This window comes from Luteibacter aegosomaticola (genome assembly GCF_023078475.1).
GTDB classification, from domain to species: Bacteria; Pseudomonadota; Gammaproteobacteria; order Xanthomonadales; family Rhodanobacteraceae; genus Luteibacter; species Luteibacter aegosomaticola.
In genome coordinates this window covers 2,177,968-2,196,153 of record NZ_CP095741.1, presented here as the reverse complement: position 1 = coordinate 2,196,153, position 18,186 = coordinate 2,177,968, and the positions used below count along the sequence as shown (strand labels likewise).

Genomic DNA, 18,186 nt, shown 5'->3' with positions numbered 1-18,186 from the left:
AAACCCCGATTCAAGGAGCAGTGCATGGGCGACGCCCGCCGATACCATGACCTGGCCTCGCCGTTCCGCATGAAGCGTGGCGGCGAGCTGCACGGCGCCCGCGTGGCGTACGAAACCTGGGGCACGCTGGACGCCGAACGCGCCAACGCCATCCTCATCCTGACCGGCCTGTCGCCGAGCGCGCATGCCGCCGCCAATGCCGAAGACCCGACGCCGGGCTGGTGGGAAGACATGATCGGCCCCGGCCGCGCATTCGACACCGACCGCTATTTCGTGATCTGCGTGAATTCGCTCGGTAGCGACAAGGGTTCGACGAGCCCGGCCTCGGTCGACCCTGCCACGGGCGAACCGTACCGGCTGACCTTCCCCGAGCTCTCGCTGGAAGACGTGGCCAACGCGGCGTTCGAAGCCGTGCATGACGGCCTCGGCATCGCACAGCTCGCCTGCCTGGTCGGCTGCTCCATGGGCGGCATGAGCGCGCTGGCGTACATGGTGCTGCACCCGGGCTCGGCACGGACGCATATCAGCGTCGATACCGCACCGCAGGCGCAGCCGTTCGCGATCGCCATCCGCTCGTTGCAGCGCGAAGCCATCCGCCTCGATCCGAACTGGCGCGAAGGCTTTTATGGCGGCGATGTGTGGCCCGACCATGGGATGAGTATCGCCCGCAAGCTCGGCGTCATCACCTACCGCTCGGCGATGGAGTGGAACGGCCGCTTCGCACGCATCCGCCTCGATGCGGATGAGCGAGAGGCCAACGAGCCCTTCGGCTTCGAGTTCCAGGTGGAGTCGTACCTGGAAGCCCATGCCCGCCGCTTCAACCGGCAGTTCGATCCCAACGCGTACCTCTACCTGTCACGCGCCAGCGACTGGTTCGATATCGGCGAGCACGGCGAGGGCAACGTGATGCGCGGGCTTGCCCGTATCCACGTGGAGCGGGCGCTGGTGATCGGCGTGAGCACCGACATCCTGTTCCCGCTGGAGCAGCAGGAGACGATCGCGAAGGGCCTGGAGGCGACGGGCGCGGCCGTCGAATTCGTCGCGCTGGATTCGCCGCAGGGGCACGATGCGTTCCTGGTGGATATCGAGAATTACAGCCGGGCGATTGGGGGGTTCCTTCGCTCGCTTTGACGGGGTCGCGCGCAAGTGCGCTCCTACAAGGGCATCCTGCCGCACCGTACGGACGTGGACGGCAGCCTCGGGGGCGCCCTGCTATCATGGGCACAGCGCTTCGTCCCCACGTCCCAGCAAGAGGTTCCACCCATGATCACGGTCGAATTCCCGGGCAGCCGCAAACTCATCGCGGCCATCGACAACGCTGTCGGCCAGGCGACGACGCCAGCGATCACGGACACCCTGCGTAAGTCGCTTTGCCAGCTCATCCGCTCGCAGGAAGTGATCCTGCCGGCCAGCGTCAACGAGGCCTTCCAGGACCATTACGGCCGCCGCGAGCTCTACCGCAGCGAAGAACACGGCTACAGCGTGGTCGCCATGACCTGGGGCCCCGGCCAGGGCACCAAGATCCACGACCACAGCGGCATGTGGTGCGTCGAAGGCGTGTGGAACGGCGCGCTGGAAATCGTCCAGTACGAGCTGATCGAACACGACGCCACCCGCTACCACTTCCGCCCCGTCGGCTCGATCGAAGCCGGCCCGGGCTCGGCAGGCAGCCTCATCCCGCCGCACGAGTACCACACCATTCGCAACCCCAGCGACGATGCCGTCGCGGTCAGCCTGCACATCTATTCGGGCCAGATGACCCAGTGCGCCGTGTTCAATCCGCAGGGCGATGACTGGTATTTGCGCGATGATCGTCAGCTAGGCCTCGACCAGGTGCATTGATTCCCGCATAATCGCCAGCCCCATGCCGAAATGGCGGAACCGGTAGACGCGGCGGACTCAAAATCCGTTTGTAGAGATACAGTGTGGGTTCGAGTCCCACTTTCGGCACCAGGATCCAAAGGCCTCCCATCGGGAGGCCTTTTTTTTATGTTTTTCACCGAAGCAATGGTGAATTTGCCGTTTCCACCATTTTTTGTCTAAAGCGGTCCATGGGGCGGCCGATATGTGATGTACATCACATTCCATGGCAGGGTCAGACCGATGTTAGGTCGTTGGGTGAGGCAGCAGCAGGCGATGCGCGGCAAGTTGGCCGCCCTGGACAGGGTCCAGGCGATTATTGAATTTACCCCGGACGGAAACGTCGTCCACGCGAACTCCCTCTTCCTCCAGACCATGGGCTACCAGCTCCACGAGATCGTGGGCAAGCACCATCGGCAGTTCGTGGATCCGGCTGAGGCAGGCTCCGTGGGCTACGACGAGTTCTGGGCACGCCTGCGCCAGGGCCAGGCCGACACGGGCCTTTACCGCCGCCTGCACAAGCATGGCGGCGATGTGTGGCTGCAATCCTCGTACAACCCGATCTTCGACGCCTTCGGCCGCGTCACGGGCGTGGTGAAGTACGCCACCGACGTCACGGCCCGCCGCCGCAGCGAGGCCGACATGGATGGCCGGCTGCAGGCGATCGACCGCGCGCAGGCCACCATCGAATTCGCGCTGGACGGCACGATCCTCGACGCGAACGCCAACTTCCTCGCTGCGATGGACTACACGCTCGAGGAAATCCAGGGCCGCCACCACCGCATGTTCGTCGATCCGACCGAGGCCGCATCGGACGCCTATGCGACGTTCTGGGCGGGCCTGCGCGAGGGTCGCCACGACGGCGGCCTCTACCGCCGCTTTGGCCGCGGCGGCCGCATCGTCTGGATCCAGGCGACCTACAACCCCATTCTCGATGCCCAGGGCCGGCCGGTGCGCGTGATCAAGTACGCGACCGATATCACCGCGCAAACCATGGCCGCGCAGACGCTCCAGCGCGAGGTGGTCTCGCTATCCCACGCCGTCCTCGATAACGCGCAGAAGGCTGGCCGTGCCGAGGAACTCGTCGATGGCGCACGCGTGGCCGCGCAACGCGGAGGCGGTGTCGTCGCCGACGTGGTCCGCACCATGGGCGCCATCCAGGACAGCACCCGCTCAGTCGAGGACATCCTCGAGATGATCGACACGATCGCGTTCCAGACCAACCTGCTCTCGCTCAACGCGGCGATCGAAGCCGCGCACGCCGGCGAGAGCGGCAAGGGCTTCGCCGTTGTCGCCGATGAGGTGCGCCAGCTGGCCATGCGCAGCGGCCACGCCTCGAAGCAGATCCACGCGCTGATCGGTAACGCCCGCCACCGCGTCGACGAGGGCGCGGAACTCGTCGGTTCCGCCGGCCAGGTCATGCAGGAAATCCTCGGCGCCGTCGACCATGTGACCGAAGTGACCGGCGCCATCGGCGAAAGCGCCCAGGTACAAGCCACCGGCATCGAGCGCGTCAATGCCGCGGTCACCCAGCTCGAAAGCGTCTACGGCCGCCTCTAAGAGCGGTCCGTACCATCAAGCCAGATACCCGCCATCGATGGTCAGGCTGGCTCCGCTGATGAAGCGCGCATCGGGGCCGGCCAGCCAGGCCACCAAAGCCCCGATTTCATCGGGCTTGCCCAAGCGCCCCAATGCCATCAACGATTTCAGCATGTCGTGATAATCCGATGGGTTCATGTCTGTTTCGGTCGGGCCGGGCTGCACGTTGTTCACCGTGATTCCCCGCGCACCGAGGTCCCGCGCGAAACCTCGGGTCATCGCCTGAACCGCACCCTTTGAGGCGCTATACACGGCCCCGCCTGGGAACGCCGTGCGGTCAGCGACGATACTACCGACGTTGATGATGCTGGCCCCCTCGCCCATGTGGCGTTGCGCCGCCTGTACGCCGGCGTAGACCGCGCGAACGTTCACAGCGAAGGTGCGATCGAAAGCGTCGATCCCCAACGTCTCCACGCTACCGCGCTCCAGTACGCCGGCACTGTTCACAAGGATGTCGAGTCGGCCCGCGCCAGCCGCGGCGGCATCGATAGCGGCAGTAAGCGCCGCAGCGTCCGCACTGTCGACCTTCAGGGCTCGAGCCCTACCGCCCTTTGTCGTTACTTCGGCGACCAGGGCGTCAGCCGCGGCCTCCGAGCTCGCATACGTGAATATGACTTCGGCGCCCTCGCTGGCCAGCCGACGCACGATGGCTGCACCGATGCCGCGGGATCCACCGGTTACAAACGCGATCCTGCCGTTTAACGTGTTCTGGTTCATAGCTCACCAAGTTCTGGATTGATTGGTCAATTAACGGCCCCGAAAAAAGGCGACCAAACAGGCCGCCTTGACGTTCGACACGAAGCTTAGCTAGTTATGGATTGATTAATCAACTATGCGAAGGTGTTAGCGCACACATAGCCACAGCAATGATCTGGCGAAGCACGTCACGCGGCGCCCCGCCCCGGGCCGCGATCTTCAGCCCGGAGAGCGTCGCCAGGAGGAAATGCGCACCCGCTTGCGGATCAAGGCCCGATGCAATCTCTCCGCGCGCGATCCCGTCGCGGAGCCTGCTTTCGAACGCGAGTATCGTCCGCTCACTTACAGCGCGGGTAACTGCGTTTACGTCGCCAGCACTTGTGCCGAATTCGGCGACGGCATGAATGCCGAGGCACGCCATCCCCCCCGGCGTGGACGCGGATTCAGCGAACGTGCGCAGCGCGTGCTCAATGCCCTCGCGAACGTCCCCATGCGCGAGCATGGCCGCCAGCGTTGCGCCAACACTCTCTTCGGAATAGGTGCGCAATGCCTCCAGGTACAACGCCCGCTTGTCTCCAAACGTATCGTAGAGGCTCTGTCGCCCGATCTTCATAGCATCCAGCAACATCGGCGTCGAGGTACCCTCGAAGCCATGCTGGGCGAAAGTCTCAATAGCCCGCTGCAGGGCCGTATCCCGGTCGAACTCGCGTGGACGTGCCATGGCGTAATTATGGATTGAAAGATCCAGTATATGCCGAACGCGAACAGACGTGGCAACTGAAGCTGCAGGCCTACAGGAGAAGGCGGTCTCGACCGATGCCCCGGGAAAACGCATCCACGTAACTTGCTTTGGTATCACCTTTTGGTACCATTCAATGCAAGCACGCCATCGCCGCACGCTCGAGCTCATCGCCGTCCACCCGGCCTCCGGCAACGTCCGCTGGACCGATGTCGAAGCGCTATTCCGCCACCTCGGCGGAAAGATTCGCGAGGCGGAGGGTTCGCGAATTGCCGTCGTTCTCTTCGGCGAGGTCAGGGTGTTCCACCGGCCCCACCCTCGCCCCGATACCGACAAAGGCGCGGTGGCCAGCGTACGAAAATGGCTCAAAAGCAATGGAGTGATCGCATGAACAACATCATGGTCATCGACGGGTACCGCGCGGTCGTCCAGTACGATCCGGAAATCGACATGTTCCGCGGCGAGTTCCTCGAATTGAACGGCGGCGCCGATTTCTACGCCGCGGATGTCGCCGGCCTTCGCAAGGAGGGCCTTGTTTCGCTTCGTGTCTTCCTTGAAGCCTGCCGCGAGGCCGGCATATCGCCCGTCCGCGTTTTCTCGGGCAAATTCCAGGCACGCGTATCGGCTGAACTGCACCTGCGCTCCAGCGAAGCCGCGGCCGCGCGCGGCATCAGCCTCAACCAGTTTGTTCAGGGTGCGATGGAGCGCGAATTGCTCGCTGTCTGATCTCAGCGAGCGGCGGCTTGCGCCGGGTACTCCGTGGTCGTTTCGAACTCGGCGTAGGGCTGGGAAGCCTCTCGCAGATTGCCCAGCGGCAGGCGCTCGGCTACGCCCATCAGGCGGGCGCGGAGCGCGGCCACCTCGCGGATTTTTTCGGAGGCAGCGAACGAGTACTCGTTCGTCATCTCGAAGGCCGCGACCACGTTGCCCTCTTCGCTGCGCATGATCCACGGCCGCCGGGCGGTGATGAGCCCCGCGCGCTGCATGGCTTCATAGATCTCCAGAAGGATGGAGATCACGAGATCGGTACGGCCAGGGAACGGGCGGTAGCCCACGATGATCGATGTCGCCACGGCGCGTTACCTCCGTCAGCCCAATGCAACCATGACAAGCATCCGCACGACGCCCCGCCGTCGTCAAGCGAGCCACGCTGTCAATTCGGCAAGACCTCGCGGCAGCTAGAGCTCGCGCGCCACGCGGAAACCCACCCTGGCGCTACGGACATCGGCGGCAGCGCCCTGGCGGTATGCGGAGCGAACCATATCCGGCGCGCTACCCCACGAACCACCACGCACCACGCGGCGGCTGCAGCCGGGGTTCACCCAGGCTTCGCCCGTACGCGGCGCACGGATGTAGTTATCGTGCCAGCAATCGGCGACCCACTCGGACACATTGCCGCCCATGTCGTACAGGCCAAACGGATTCGGCGTGAAACTCATGACCGGTGCCGGGCCCCAGTAGCCATCCTTGTAAGCGCTGAACGCATTGCTCCAGCGGCGCCCGGAGCCCGACCGGTCGTTGCTGCCGGTCAGGTTCTCCACGTGTGACGCGGGCGTGCCGTCGCCCCACCAATAGCGTGATGTCGTGCCTGCGCGTAGCGCGTATTCGAACTCGGCCTCGCTCGGCAGGCGGTACTTCTTGCCAGTGCGCTGCGACAGCCAGTCGGCATACGCCTTGGCATCGTTCCAGGAAATGTTGATGACCGGCAGGCGATCCTGACCCGGCTTGCCCGCGTAATCATCTTCCCAGGTGGCGCTGGAATCGTCGCGCAAGCCGCCGCTCTGTTCGTCGTACACGCTGCTGCCACCGAGCGATTGCGACTGCGGCACGTAACCGCTGGCCCGCACGAAATCGCGGAACTGGCCGATCGTGATAGCGCTACGCGCAAGTGCAACGCCCTTGCCCATGTCGACTTCATGCGCCGGCGCCTCATTGGCATCATGGCCCGACTCACCATCGGGCGAGCCCATCATGAACTTGCCGGTGGGCACGACCACCATGGAGGGCGCCTGCCCGGTGCTATCGACAAACCGATCGGCGAACACCTGCCCGGGCTTGTAACTGGCGTAGAGCTTCGCGTTGGTCACTCGCTCATTGAAATCGTCGATGCCGGCCAGATCCGGACTCACCTGCTGTGCCTTCGCTGCCAGCTGCTGGGCGAGCTCGACGTTGCCACCATCGAGCGCCGAGCGCGCCTGTGCCAGCATGGCGGCGCCGCTCTGCCGGCGCATGCCCTCGATGCGCCCACGGGTATCCTGCAGCGCCTGCGAGCCGGGCTCGATGGCCGCCGCCTCGGCCAGGGCGTTATCCGCGGCGGCGAAATCGCTCTGCGCCACCGCCGCGAGGGCCTTGTCCAGCACCACGTGCTGCACCTGGCTCACACCCTGGATGGCTACGGCATTCTGCGGATCGAGCTGGAGCACCTGGCGATAGGTATCGAGTGCGCTATCGCCACGCGGTTCGTTAGCCTTGCCAGCCTGGAGCTGCGTGGCGGCCGTGGTCAGCAACGGGCGCACCTTGTCCAGTACGGCCAGCTGCTGCACCAGCGGCTGGGCATCCTTCGCGCTGTTCGGCAATGCTTTCAACGCCGTGAGCGCGTCACGCGCGGCATCCGCATCGCCCAGCGCAATATCCTGTTCGATTTCCGCAGCGAGCCGCGCACGGATTTCATCCATGCCGGACAACCCGCGCTGGCTGTCGGCCTTCTGCTTCAGGGCGGCCTCGTAAAGGGCTGCGGCGCTGTCCTTGCCACCCACGAGACGATCGGCGGCAAGCGCCTTGTCGGCCTTGTCCAGCAACGCGGTAAGTTCCGGTGAATCCGGCGAGGCCTGCGGTGGCAACTGCACTTCGTTGGTTTTCTCGCGGCGCCGCGCCGCGATGACGGCGGCTGGCGCCAGCACCAGCGGCGGCCCGGCATCGACCTCGGACGCAACGGCCTGCGGCGCGGCCTGCGGACGCTGGTCGAAACCCATGGTGCCTGGCTGGGCGCGTGACGGCATGCGCGCCGAGACCTGGCCCGGCTCCACATGCAGCAACTGCGGAAAGAAGTGGTAAAACAGCGCGAAACCAAGCACAGCCACGCCCATGGCGCCGCCAATGGCGCGCTGTCGGCGGACGGTCTCGGTGTTCGGCATGGTGGGCTGTTCCGCGTAGGCCTGCTATCGTGCGGTGCCACCTTAGGGAATCGTGCGCTGCAGGGCAACACGCATGCACGGCCCCGTTTATCTACAAGGACGCACCATGTCATCGAGCGAACTCGCTCCCGCCGCCCCATGGATCGAACGCCGCGACGACCTGGCCGCCTGGCTGGCGCCGGTCAAGGCGGGCGATATCGTCGGTCTCGATACCGAGTTCATGCGGCGGAACACCTTCTATCCGCAGCTCGCACTGCTGCAGCTTGCGCACGAAGGCCGCTACGCCCTCATCGATCCGCTGGCTGTCCCGCTGGGTGAAGCCCTGCGCCCCGTGTTCGCTGAACAACCCGTCGTTACCGTGATGCACAGCGCCGGTGAGGACCTGGAGGCCATGGCGCCGTTCCTGCCCGATGGCCCGCACACCTTGTTCGATACGCAGATCGCCGCGGCGTTCGTAGGCATGGGCCTGGGCATCAGCTACCGCGCGCTGGTCGCCGACCTGGTCGGCGCCGAGCTCGACAAAGGCGAAACGCGCAGCGACTGGCTACAGCGCCCGCTCACTGAATCGCAAAAACTGTACGCGACGCTGGACGTGGTTCACCTACATCCGGTCCATGCCATCCTCACCGAGCGCCTGGAAGAACGCGGGCGCAGCGCATGGCATGCCGAGGACTGCGCCCGGATGAAGCGCCGCGCCAGCCAGCGTGAAGGTGACCCGCAGCCGCAGCGTGGTTTCAAGCCGGCCGCGGACTGGCCGCGCGAGCGCCAGGCCCTGCTCCGCCGCATTCTTCGCTGGCGTGAACTGACGGCGCGCGCCCTCGACAAGCCGCGCTCATGGCTGCTCGAAGACGCCCACGCACTCGATCTGGCCGGGAGCCTGCCCAAGGATCTTGCAAAGCTTGAGGAAGTGACGCGCGGCACGCGTGCCCTGCGCTCACAGCAGCGCGAGGAGCTGTTCGCGCTCCTGCACCGCCCCATCGACACTGACGAGGTCGCAGCGACGGCCGCCATCGTCGGCCACCCCGCCGGCGAGGCCAAACGTGCCATCAACGAGATGCGCAGCGCCGTCGATACGCTGGCCAGCCACCTCGACATCCCTCCCGGCCTGCTCTGCTCGCGCAAGACCATGGAGGAGTACGTGATGACCGGCGGCGAATGGCCCGAAGCCCTGGAAGGCTGGCGCAAAGCCGTGCTGCACGACCGCCTGGCGGCGCTGTTACCGGGGTAATTCCCGGGGGCTTGGCGGTCCCATACGGGCCTGCTAACATTTATGCCTCATGTGGGGCCATAGCTCAGCTGGGAGAGCGCGTCGTTCGCAATGACGAGGTCGGGAGTTCGATCCTCCCTGGCTCCACCACTATTTAGTAAAGAGAAGCCCCGGATGCGTTCCGGGGCTTTTTTGTTTCTGACGCTGCTGCTCAGCCCATCCAGGGCCGCTGGCCACCAAAGAGCAGCGCCTTGGCGAAGCTCCGCCAGCTGACCGGTGCGCGGTCCCCGAGCATTGAACTACCCGCCGCGAGCGCTTCCGCGCGCAACACGACCGGCACCCCATCGAGCAAGGCCTCCGCGGAGGCTCCCTTCCCGCCACGCACGGCCGCCAGGAACTGTTCGACCTTCACGACCGCGCCCGGGCTGTCGTATGTCGCATCGATATGCGACAGCACCTCGGCCACGGACGGATCATGGGGATCCGCTCCTGCAGCCAGGGCGACCCACACCGTCTGCTCGTTCATGCCCTCATTCAACGGCAGCTTCGCCGCGCGCGTGCGCAACGCGGCCGAGGCGCCGCGCGAAGCCGCCGCGAGGCGTACGACATGCGCTTCGATGTCTGAGCCCTGGGCCGCTTCCACGGCAGCATCGAGGCGCCCCTGGTTGAGGTAGGTCAACGCCCGGTAAGGTCCATCGACGTCACCGGTTCCCTCTTCGAGATCGATAACCGTACGCAGCCACGGCGAGAGGCTCATGAAGCGAGTGCGCTCGTTCCACGCCTTCGCCGGCGCGACGAAACGCTCGAGCCGATAGACATCGCCCGCGATACCCCGCGCCAGCGCGGGACTCTTGCTCAGCGCAAGCTCATAGCGCTTGACCGCCTCGTCGTAATGGCCGTGGTCCGCAGCCACCGCGGCAGCCGCATTCGCGAACCACGCCGACCCGGGATGCTGCTGGAAACCATCGACAAACGCCTGATCCCGCGCCTGGCCCGACGGCAGGCAACGCACGACCAGGTACGCGAGATCATCCGCATGGGGCGATGCCGCGGCCAGGGCACGATCCCGTGCACAGGCCTCATCGTGCGCCGTGCCCTTCGTGGCGTTCTGCTCCACCCGCAGCGCCATGATGTCGTGGGGGAACTGAGCCAGGCGTGCGGCGAAGGCCGCGTCATAACCCGGCAGGCCGGACGCTGCTGCCAGCCAGTCCGGCAGGAAGCGTGAATCCGGGGCGTCGAAACGCACGTGGGCCAGGATCATGGCCGTACGTGCTTCCACGTTCTTCACCGCTTCGAGGTACGCACCAGGCTCCACCCCTTCGATCGGGCCGAGCACCGAGCGCGTGCCCCCGCCGCTCTTGGTGTCGATCTTTTCCGGCGGCGGCACGAACACGAAATCCGCATAGGCCGTTTGCCAGCGATCGGGCCCGACGAGATGGGGCGGCGATGGCGTCGCGTTGCCATAGGCGGCGGTCCACGACTTCAATGGCTCCGCGGCGGCCACGGTATAGACCAGCTGCGTGGCGGCGCTATCGACCGGCATCGTAAAGCTTTCGATGGCCTGGCCGTCCTCGGCGTGGGTACTGACGGCGAGAGAGTGCCCGGTTCGGACGTGCAGCAAGGCGTTAGCATTCGGCGCGAGCGTTACATGCTGGTCGCCCACGGTGGCCACGACCGTGCGATCCAGGCCGTTGTATACCCACAGGTCGGCGCGATCCACCAGGTAGCCGAACGCGACGACGAAACCGACGACCGCCACGGCGGCGACCGTGCGCGCGAGCCCCGGCACGAACCCGCTACCCGAGAGAAAGCGCTCCCAAAGGCCCTGCTTGATCCGGCGCCGGCCACGCTCGGCCCCCGCCAGCAACGTGTCGTACCCGACGGGAACGAAGGGGACCGACGCGGGTGCATCGGGCGGAGCCACACCTTGCGTAGCGGCCGCGATCACCCCTTCTACCCGGAGCAATTCGTCCAGCGCCGCCGAGCGCAAGGCACTCAGGGCGTTGGTGGTCCGGCGAACCCACCCCTCGAAGAGGCGCAGCCATTCATTGATGTTGGTGCGGTTGGGCGCATTGAGCTCCAGGTTCCCAAGCACCGCGGCCCAGGTCGGCCAGTTAAGTTCCGTGAGAATGACCGGGCCCGGGTCGATCTGATGCGCCAGCCTGTAAGGCTGGGATAGCGCCCGGTAAACGTCCGCTGCCGCAGCGATGATCCGTCGCGCACCGCGCTCATCGATCACCCCACGCACGGTGGAGACTTGCCACGCCGCGGCAAGGCCTGCGTTCGCGTCCTTGAGGTTCGCCTCGGCGTGCTCCGCGTAGTGCAGGACGCCAATCACACCGACCATGTAGGTGCGCCACGCTGGCGATATCTTCGCCGCTGCCGCGAGATGCAGGCTGCGCACGCGTTTCAACGCGACCTGGAGCGAGGCACGCACGGCTGCACGCTCGGTATCGACCAGGGCGATCGCATCGGGCAGCTGGCTGCGCCGGAGTATCCTGCCGCGGTGCCGGATGATGCCGTCGGGTGCCTCGTAAACACGATCGCGCAGCGAGCACAGCAAGGCATCTTCGCGCTCGAGTGAACGCAACCGCTCCAGATCCTCCGCGAGGCTTGCCGGGTACAGCTCATCGACGACCAGTGGGCGAGTGATCGCCGTCTCTTCGAACAGATGCTCAACCTCGGCCGCGTTTCGCATCGGCGCATACCCGAGGTACACACCGCGGTACTGCGCCTTCAGGTGCTCGCGGTCGAAGTACGCCTCAAGGTGCGCAAGCGTCTCCTGAAGCGCCACCGGTGCGGTTTCGGTTTCGCCGACCAGCTCGCGCGTCATACGCTCGCGCAGGCCCTCTGCATCGTGGAAAGCCAGCCATGCACTGCGCTCGTCCGCGGGGGCGAACAGGTAATGACGCTTGGCGTTCGCCTCGCGCTCGTGGTTCATCGGGTGCGTGGACCACATGCGCGGCGGCTGGGCGAGCTCGCCCTTGAACACGCGGAACGCCGCGCCATCGCTGGCGGGCACCAGCGGGCGCGCGCCGTAGTCCACGTCATTGTAAATCCGCGCGAGGCGCCCGATCAGGGCCTCCTGGACGGCAAACAGATCGCGCGGCGGGTGCTTCGCTGCCAGCTCGTTGCGCATGAACGAGAGGCTGCGCTCCCACGCATCCTCGGCCGCCTCGAGGCGATGCAGCGCAAGGATCAGCGCATCGCTACCGGTGAGCGACACCGCGACGAGATCCGCCTGCATTTCCATCTCACGCGAGAGCATGCGCTGCGCGACGACCACCAGGCGGAACACGACATCGACAAGCGCGCGCAGGGCCCACACCACGATGCCCAGCAACCAGCCCACCCAGGCGATGCGGATATCCAGGCGCGACAGGCGGCGCAGGAAGCCGTCGAGCGCATCGCGCTTCACCACGATGTGGCTGGCGATCTGTTGGGCGGTGTAAACCCAGCGGCCCACGGCCATGGAACGCTGGGCAAAGTGGCCAAATTCGTGCGCCAGCACGGCCTTGAACTCACCCAGGTTGAGCATGTTCACCAACGCCAGGCCGATCTCTAGGTTCTTGCGCGAAGGGAACAGCAGGTTGAGCAACGAGAGGTCATAGAACACCCCCGCGTTGACCCGGCCGGAAACGAACACCCGATGCGGACGTGGCGCGCCAGCCTCATCGGCAAGGCGATCGAGGAAGGCGAACAACCGTGGCTCCTGGGCCCGTGTGAGCTCCATGCCGGCGTTATCCGCGCGCCGCTTGCGAAAGAACAGGCCCTTCAGGAGAAAAGCGGCCAGGAACAGGCTGCCGATACCGGTCAGGAAAGCCAGGAACCCACCGTTCACGACCTTCATGAGCTGGCTGATGCCTATCCAGGCGAACCAGCCGGTCAACGCCAGGTACAGCGCGATGAACAACATGAGGCTTATCACGGCGATCCATGCATGCCGCCGATACGCCGCACCCGGGCGCGCAAACGCCGCGGGAACCCCGGAAGGCCCAACCGGATAAATCGTTTCCATCCCCAAAACCCCTGATTCCATGGGCAGCCCCGCCGTTGCGGCGGGCCGCGCGTCAATCCCGATGCCATCTTGCCCCGTGCCGATGGCATCGGTAGTGTGCTTCGCAAGGAATTGGGGCGTCAATCCAGTCGTGACAGCCGCACCACCAGGGGGGAGCCATCGATGTCCTGGGACATACCGTTCGCCATCAAGGTGTTCACGGCGATGTTCGCAATCATGAATCCGATCGCGAACGTGCCCGTGTTCCTTTCCCTCACCGACGGCATCTCGGACCGGGACCGCCTGCGGGTGGCGTGGGCCGTCTTCATCGCCGTCACCATTGGCTGCGTCGTCTCCGCCGCGGCCGGTGCCGCGATCCTCTCCGTGTTCGGCGTCAGCGTGAACGATTTCCGCATTGCCGGCGGAATCATGGTGTTGCTGATCGCCCTCTCGATGCTGCACGGCACGCCTAGCAGCCAGCACAACCCGACGCTCACCGAGGCCGAAGCCCTGGCGGCCGCCGAGGATGTGGTGATCTACCCGCTTGCCATACCCCTGTTGCTCGGCCCCGGCGCGATCGCCACGCTGATCGTGCTGGGCCAGACCGCGCGTAACGCCCACACGGAAGCATCGATGGCGCTGGGCCTGGGCACCTTCCTGATCGCCCTCGCGGTGTCGCTGATGGGCGCGCCGTACATCGCACGCTACGTGTCGGCCAAGGCTATCGGCATCGGCCGCCGCCTGATGGGCATGATCCTGGCCGCGATCGCCGTGCAGATGATGATCTCGGGCTTGCGCAACGCCTTTCCGAGCCTCGGCTGAACCTGAACGGATTCGGCCGTTTCTCCACAAAAAATCGACATAAACGCCCAAAAAATGCCGGATACGCGTAATTCGCCACCCAGATGGGCAGGCGGATGACACCCATCCACATAAGAAGAAAGGGCTCGACCATGACGACTGGCAGCATCGGCATGGAGCACATGGGATGACGCCGGATGCATCGTTGATGCATTCGCTCCTCCAGTACGCGTTCTACTACCCCTGGGTGATGTCACTGCTCTGGATGAGCGGTGGGCTGATCTATTACCTGCGGGCCGAACGGCACATGGCGGATCGCGAATCGCCACCTCCGCTCGCGGAATACCCCTTCGTCAGCCTCGTGGTGCCGTGCTTCAACGAGGGCGATACCGTGCGCGACACGATCGCCCACCTGGCGGCACAGCGCTGGCCCGAGTTCGAGATCATCGCGGTCAACGATGGCTCGAGCGACGCGACGGGGGCGATCCTCGATGAGCTGATGGGCGAGTACCCACGCCTGCGCGTGATGCACATGGCCTCGAACCACGGCAAGGCGATGGCCCTTCGCGCGGCGGCACTTGCGGCGCACGGTGAGTACCTGGTGTGCGTAGACGGCGATGCCATCCTCGACGACTACGCCACTCACTGGATCGTCGCCCGGCTTCAGCGCAACGTGCGCGTGGGCGCCGTTACCGGCAACCCACGCATCCGTAACCGCTCCACCCTGCTGGGCAAGCTGCAGGTCGGCGAGTTCTCGTCGATCATCGGCCTGATCAAACGGGCGCAAAGTGTTTACGGCCGGATCTTCACGGTATCGGGCGTCATCGCGGCGTTCCGGAAGAGCGCACTGCACGATGTCGGGTACTGGAACACCGACATGGTCACGGAAGATATCGACGTGAGCTGGCGGTTGCAGATGCGCCATTGGGAGGTCCAGTACGAACCGAACGCGCTTTGCTGGATCCTGATGCCGGAAACGCTGCGCGGCCTGTGGAAGCAGCGCCTGCGCTGGGCCCAGGGCGGCTCCGAGGTACTCATCCGTTACCTGCCCGCGCTCCTGAGCTGGCGGCAGCGGCGCATGTGGCCACTGGCTATCGAATACCTGCTCAGTGTCGGCTGGTCGTACGTCATGGGCTTCATCATCGTGCTGTGGGCGATGGGCAAGGTCGTGCCCGTTCCCGCGCCGTTCCACGTCGCCTCGTTGATCCCGCAGTGGCATGGCGTGGTACTCGGTGTCACCTGCCTTGCCCAGTTCATGCTCAGCCTGATGGTCGACCGACGCTACGAAGCCCGGATCGGCCGCCATTACTACTGGATGATCTGGTACCCGCTGGCGTACTGGATGCTCAACACCGCCACGTCCATCGTCGGCCTGCCCCGCGCCTTCTTCCGCCGCCACGGCGGCCGGGCCACGTGGGTCAGCCCTGACCGGGGAATCCAATGAAAGCCGATACCATCATGATCGATCGCCCGGAGAAGCAATCGCTGCCGCGGCGCATCGCCTACGCGTTGCTCACCATCGTGGCATGGCTGCTATGGGGGTTCCTGTGGCTACCCGCGCTACACGCGGCAGCGAACCGGCTGGGCCTGCCGCCTTCGTGGGAGCGCTGGATCCCGAACGAGGTGCTCGGCAGCGCCCGCGAACTGACCGACATCATGTGGCTGGCACCGCTTAGCCTGCTGGTGTTCGCCGCATGGTCGCTGTACGACAGCCGCCAGCGCAGGAAGACGCGGCAGCGCCGGAGCAAGGCGAGCCCCGTGCCGATTCCCGCCGCGGCCGAGTTGCTGGGCACCACCGTGCACGAAGCCATCCTCGTACAGGAAAGCCGCCGCGCCGTGATCGATGTCAATGAGGACGACCACATCAGCGTGCCGGAGGCGGACGCCGCACCTGGCAACGTGGTGGATTTCCCCGAGAAACGGCAGAGCCACGGTTGAGCTCAGGCACGCACTTTGGCACCGCCTTTGCATTCATAATCCCGCCAGCGTGTCACGCGTCAAGCGGATGGCGCTCTCACAAAAAATGAAACGCTGCCGGAAATGGACATCCCAGCGGCGAAAATAAGGTCACAAGGCAGTATGCGAATCTCAAATACGACACCTCCGCGCAGCGCGCGCGTGCCACGGGGAAGGCTGTGCCTGGCACTGGCGCTGGTTTTGCAGGGCCACGCCGCCATGGCGGCGGCCCCCGCCACGCAACGCGATGCCCTCATGGCCCAGGTCCGGGATGAGCGTGCCCAGGGGCACCGGGTGGACGCGCTGCGGCACCTTCAGGCCCTGCTCGACCAGTGGCCGGATGATCGCGAAGCGCGCGAGATGAATGTCACCTTGTTGTCCGAACTCGGCGCGACTACCCGCGCCAGGGAACTGGCGCCGGCCCTCCAGCCAACCCCGTCGAAGGCAGACCTGGCCCGGCTCGACGCCGACCACGCCGCCCATGAGATCCGCTGGGCCAACGGCGAACCGGCCAACCCGGCCATGCCCTACGCCGAAGCCGACCAGTCGGTGACCGACGCACGCCGGATCGCCGACGACCCCACGTTGCCGGCCGACCTGCGCCGCCGGGCGACCTTCGACCTGCTCGTCGCGCTCGACCAGGCCGGCAAGCCCGATGAAGCCATCCAGCGTTACGAAGCCTTGAAGAAGGACGGCGTGGACGTGCCCGCCTATGCCGAACGCGGCGTAGCCGACGCACTGCTGATCCGCCGCCGGCCCGCGGAGTCCGCCGAGGTTTACGAAGACAGCATCCGCAAAGACCCTGGCCCCTACGTAGCCACGGACAGCGAGCCGCGCATCGGCCTCATGTACGCGTACCAGGAATCGGGCCAGACCACGAAGGCGTTTGCGACCATCGACGAACTGGCTGCGAAGGAACAGCCGTGGGTGCGCGTGCCGGGCATCCGCCTGCCGATCCAGAACCCGCGCAAGCTCGACGCCGACCTCAATGCGGCCGTGCTGCGTAACTCCGTCGGCATGCCGCGCTCGGCCTACGACCAGCTCTCGGCGATGACCCGCGAAGCGCCGGCGAATTCCCAGATCCGCCGTGAGCTGGGCAACACCGAGCTGGCCCGTGGCTGGCCGCGCCGTGCCCTCGATGAATTCCACATCGCCAGCACGCTCGACGCCCGCGATGTGGATGCCCTCGTCGGCGAAGCCGAGGCCTACCGGGCGCTCTACGACTACGAACAGGTCGACGAGACCCTCGCCCAGGCCGAGGCCATCGCCGACCGTAACGGCCGCGTCGACCGCGCCGAGCGCTCCTGGGATCGCGAGAAAGGCTGGCAGTTCGACCTGAGCACCGAACAGGGCAAGGGCTCGAGCCCCGACTACGGCGACCGCGACGGCACCACCCAGGCCACCATCGCCAGCCCGCTGATCGCCGACCACTGGCGCGTCCTCGCGCTGGGGCGCTATTCCACGGCCGACCTGCCGGAAGGCGACGTGCGCCGTACGCGCGCCGGCGTGGGCATCCGCGGTTATCTGGAGGGCTTCACCGCCTACGTGCAGGCCCTGCCCTCGATGGATCGCTACGTCGGCAAGACCGCGCTGGAAACCGGCTTCGACTGGGCGCTTACCGACCACTGGGCGATCGCCGCGGATTACAGCACCGCCGGCGAAGACACCCCGCTGCGCGCGCAGTACTACGGCATCTCGGCAAAGACCCTGGATACCACGGTGACCTGGCGCGCCAGTGAACTCACCGAGGCCCGCCTCGGCGTGTCCCGCGACAAGTTCAGCGATGGCAACACGCGCACGGGCTGGCTCGGCTCCGTGATCCAGCGCCTGCACACCCAGCCCAACCTCACGATCGATGGCGGCGTGGAACTGGGTGGCTCGATGAATACCGATACCGACCGCCCGTACTTCAACCCGCGCCGCGACAACAGCTATGCCCTGACCGGTCGGCTGGAAAACGTGCTGGGCCAGTACTACGAGCGCGCCGTCACCGAGCGCATCGACGTGGCCGTGGGCCAGTACGCCGAGAAGGGCTACGCCACCGACTGGATGGCCACGGTGCGCTACGGCCAGACGATCCAGGCCCGCGAGGGGCTCCGCTTCGGCTGGGCCATCGGCTGGCACAACCAACCTTACGATGGCCGCCGCGAACACCGCGTCGTCCTCGACCTGACGCTCCATTGGGGAGAATGAAGTC

15 protein-coding genes and 2 tRNA genes are annotated in these 18,186 nt (G+C 65.8%); 12 read left to right on the top strand and 5 right to left on the bottom strand.

The annotated features are described in order from the left end of the window. Positions 1-24: 24 nt before the first annotated feature. The 4 genes from metX to L2Y96_RS09605 all read left to right on the top strand — a co-directional run bounded on the left by metX (position 25) and on the right by L2Y96_RS09605 (position 3,420). Complete coding sequence (metX, locus tag L2Y96_RS09620; RefSeq protein WP_247336134.1) at positions 25-1,131, top strand: homoserine O-acetyltransferase MetX; 1,107 nt, start codon at positions 25-27, stop codon at positions 1,129-1,131. Positions 1,132-1,263: 132 nt separating this feature from the next. Further along, the gene (locus L2Y96_RS09615; protein ID WP_247336132.1) at positions 1,264-1,842 is read left to right on the top strand and encodes a cysteine dioxygenase family protein; all 579 of its coding nucleotides are present in this window, start codon (positions 1,264-1,266) and stop codon (positions 1,840-1,842) included. 24 nt (positions 1,843-1,866) lie between these two features. Continuing rightward, a tRNA-Leu gene (locus L2Y96_RS09610) sits at positions 1,867-1,953 on the top strand. A gap of 183 nt (positions 1,954-2,136) precedes the next feature. Further along, positions 2,137-3,420: a methyl-accepting chemotaxis protein gene (locus L2Y96_RS09605; protein ID WP_247336129.1), complete on the top strand. Its 1,284-nt coding sequence runs from the start codon at positions 2,137-2,139 to the stop codon at positions 3,418-3,420. 15 nt (positions 3,421-3,435) lie between these two features. Here L2Y96_RS09605 and L2Y96_RS09600 read toward each other — a convergent pair whose 3' ends face one another. Together L2Y96_RS09600 and L2Y96_RS09595 are read right to left on the bottom strand one after the other, a co-directional pair. Next, positions 3,436-4,176 (bottom strand): SDR family oxidoreductase, encoded by a 741-nt coding sequence (locus L2Y96_RS09600; RefSeq protein WP_247336126.1) that lies wholly within the window; start codon positions 4,174-4,176, stop codon positions 3,436-3,438. A 109-nt stretch (positions 4,177-4,285) separates the two neighbouring features. Next, entirely contained in the window at positions 4,286-4,876 is a 591-nt protein-coding gene (locus L2Y96_RS09595; protein WP_247336123.1) for a TetR/AcrR family transcriptional regulator, read from the bottom strand. Between the two features lie 49 nt (positions 4,877-4,925). Between L2Y96_RS09595 and L2Y96_RS09590 the strand changes: the two genes are divergently transcribed. Beyond that, positions 4,926-5,285, top strand: coding sequence for a type II toxin-antitoxin system HicA family toxin (locus L2Y96_RS09590; RefSeq protein ID WP_247336120.1), 360 nt, complete (start codon positions 4,926-4,928; stop codon positions 5,283-5,285). Next, positions 5,282-5,620 carry a type II toxin-antitoxin system HicB family antitoxin gene (locus L2Y96_RS09585; RefSeq protein ID WP_247336118.1) on the top strand — a complete coding sequence of 113 codons (339 nt, stop codon included), beginning with the start codon at positions 5,282-5,284 and terminating at the stop codon, positions 5,618-5,620. The genes L2Y96_RS09590 and L2Y96_RS09585 overlap by 4 nt, the downstream gene beginning before the upstream one ends. 2 nt (positions 5,621-5,622) lie before the next feature. On the opposite strand, the gene L2Y96_RS09580 is transcribed toward L2Y96_RS09585, so the two are convergent. Continuing rightward, positions 5,623-5,967 carry a hypothetical protein gene (locus L2Y96_RS09580; protein WP_247336115.1) on the bottom strand — a complete coding sequence of 115 codons (345 nt, stop codon included), beginning with the start codon at positions 5,965-5,967 and terminating at the stop codon, positions 5,623-5,625. A gap of 105 nt (positions 5,968-6,072) precedes the next feature. Beyond that, positions 6,073-8,028 (bottom strand): formylglycine-generating enzyme family protein, encoded by a 1,956-nt coding sequence (locus L2Y96_RS09575; protein ID WP_247336112.1) that lies wholly within the window; start codon positions 8,026-8,028, stop codon positions 6,073-6,075. A gap of 106 nt (positions 8,029-8,134) precedes the next feature. Here L2Y96_RS09575 and rnd point away from each other — a divergent pair, with 106 nt between their 5' ends. After that, complete coding sequence (gene rnd / locus L2Y96_RS09570; RefSeq protein WP_247336110.1) at positions 8,135-9,256, top strand: ribonuclease D; 1,122 nt, start codon at positions 8,135-8,137, stop codon at positions 9,254-9,256. Positions 9,257-9,309: 53 nt separating this feature from the next. Next, positions 9,310-9,385, top strand: a tRNA-Ala gene (locus tag L2Y96_RS09565). A 61-nt stretch (positions 9,386-9,446) separates the two neighbouring features. On the opposite strand, the gene L2Y96_RS09560 is transcribed toward L2Y96_RS09565, so the two are convergent. Further along, positions 9,447-13,253, bottom strand: coding sequence for a M48 family metallopeptidase (locus tag L2Y96_RS09560; protein ID WP_247336107.1), 3,807 nt, complete (start codon positions 13,251-13,253; stop codon positions 9,447-9,449). A 162-nt stretch (positions 13,254-13,415) separates the two neighbouring features. On the opposite strand from L2Y96_RS09560, the gene L2Y96_RS09555 reads away from it, so the two are divergent. The 4 genes from L2Y96_RS09555 (at position 13,416) to pgaA (ending at position 18,182) form a co-directional block, all read left to right on the top strand. Next, on the top strand, positions 13,416-14,054 hold the full coding sequence (locus L2Y96_RS09555; protein ID WP_247336105.1) for a MarC family protein: 639 nt from the start codon (positions 13,416-13,418) through the stop codon (positions 14,052-14,054). A gap of 187 nt (positions 14,055-14,241) precedes the next feature. Then, on the top strand, positions 14,242-15,477 hold the full coding sequence (gene pgaC / locus L2Y96_RS09550; protein ID WP_247336103.1) for a poly-beta-1,6-N-acetyl-D-glucosamine synthase: 1,236 nt from the start codon (positions 14,242-14,244) through the stop codon (positions 15,475-15,477). Next, on the top strand, positions 15,474-15,971 hold the full coding sequence (pgaD, locus tag L2Y96_RS09545) for a poly-beta-1,6-N-acetyl-D-glucosamine biosynthesis protein PgaD (RefSeq protein ID WP_247336100.1): 498 nt from the start codon (positions 15,474-15,476) through the stop codon (positions 15,969-15,971). The genes pgaC and pgaD overlap by 4 nt, the downstream gene beginning before the upstream one ends. 180 nt (positions 15,972-16,151) lie before the next feature. After that, positions 16,152-18,182, top strand: a complete 2,031-nt coding sequence (pgaA, locus tag L2Y96_RS09540) for a poly-beta-1,6 N-acetyl-D-glucosamine export porin PgaA (protein WP_247336099.1) — start codon at positions 16,152-16,154, stop codon at positions 18,180-18,182. Positions 18,183-18,186: the final 4 nt, after the last annotated feature.

Excerpts from the sequence above, each read along its gene's own strand:
- metX (WP_247336134.1), top strand. The coding sequence starts at position 25 with ATGGGCGACGCCCGCCGATACCATGACCTGGCCTCGCCGTTCCGCATG.
- L2Y96_RS09615 (WP_247336132.1), top strand. The coding sequence starts at position 1,264 with ATGATCACGGTCGAATTCCCGGGCAGCCGCAAACTCATCGCGGCCATC.
- L2Y96_RS09605 (WP_247336129.1), top strand. The coding sequence starts at position 2,137 with ATGCGCGGCAAGTTGGCCGCCCTGGACAGGGTCCAGGCGATTATTGAA.
- L2Y96_RS09600 (WP_247336126.1), bottom strand. The coding sequence starts at position 4,176 with ATGAACCAGAACACGTTAAACGGCAGGATCGCGTTTGTAACCGGTGGA.
- L2Y96_RS09595 (WP_247336123.1), bottom strand. The coding sequence starts at position 4,876 with ATGGCACGTCCACGCGAGTTCGACCGGGATACGGCCCTGCAGCGGGCT.
- L2Y96_RS09585 (WP_247336118.1), top strand. The coding sequence starts at position 5,282 with ATGAACAACATCATGGTCATCGACGGGTACCGCGCGGTCGTCCAGTAC.
- L2Y96_RS09575 (WP_247336112.1), bottom strand. The coding sequence starts at position 8,028 with ATGCCGAACACCGAGACCGTCCGCCGACAGCGCGCCATTGGCGGCGCC.
- rnd (WP_247336110.1), top strand. The coding sequence starts at position 8,135 with ATGTCATCGAGCGAACTCGCTCCCGCCGCCCCATGGATCGAACGCCGC.
- L2Y96_RS09560 (WP_247336107.1), bottom strand. The coding sequence starts at position 13,253 with ATGGAAACGATTTATCCGGTTGGGCCTTCCGGGGTTCCCGCGGCGTTT.
- L2Y96_RS09555 (WP_247336105.1), top strand. The coding sequence starts at position 13,416 with ATGTCCTGGGACATACCGTTCGCCATCAAGGTGTTCACGGCGATGTTC.
- pgaC (WP_247336103.1), top strand. The coding sequence starts at position 14,242 with ATGCATTCGCTCCTCCAGTACGCGTTCTACTACCCCTGGGTGATGTCA.
- pgaD (WP_247336100.1), top strand. The coding sequence starts at position 15,474 with ATGAAAGCCGATACCATCATGATCGATCGCCCGGAGAAGCAATCGCTG.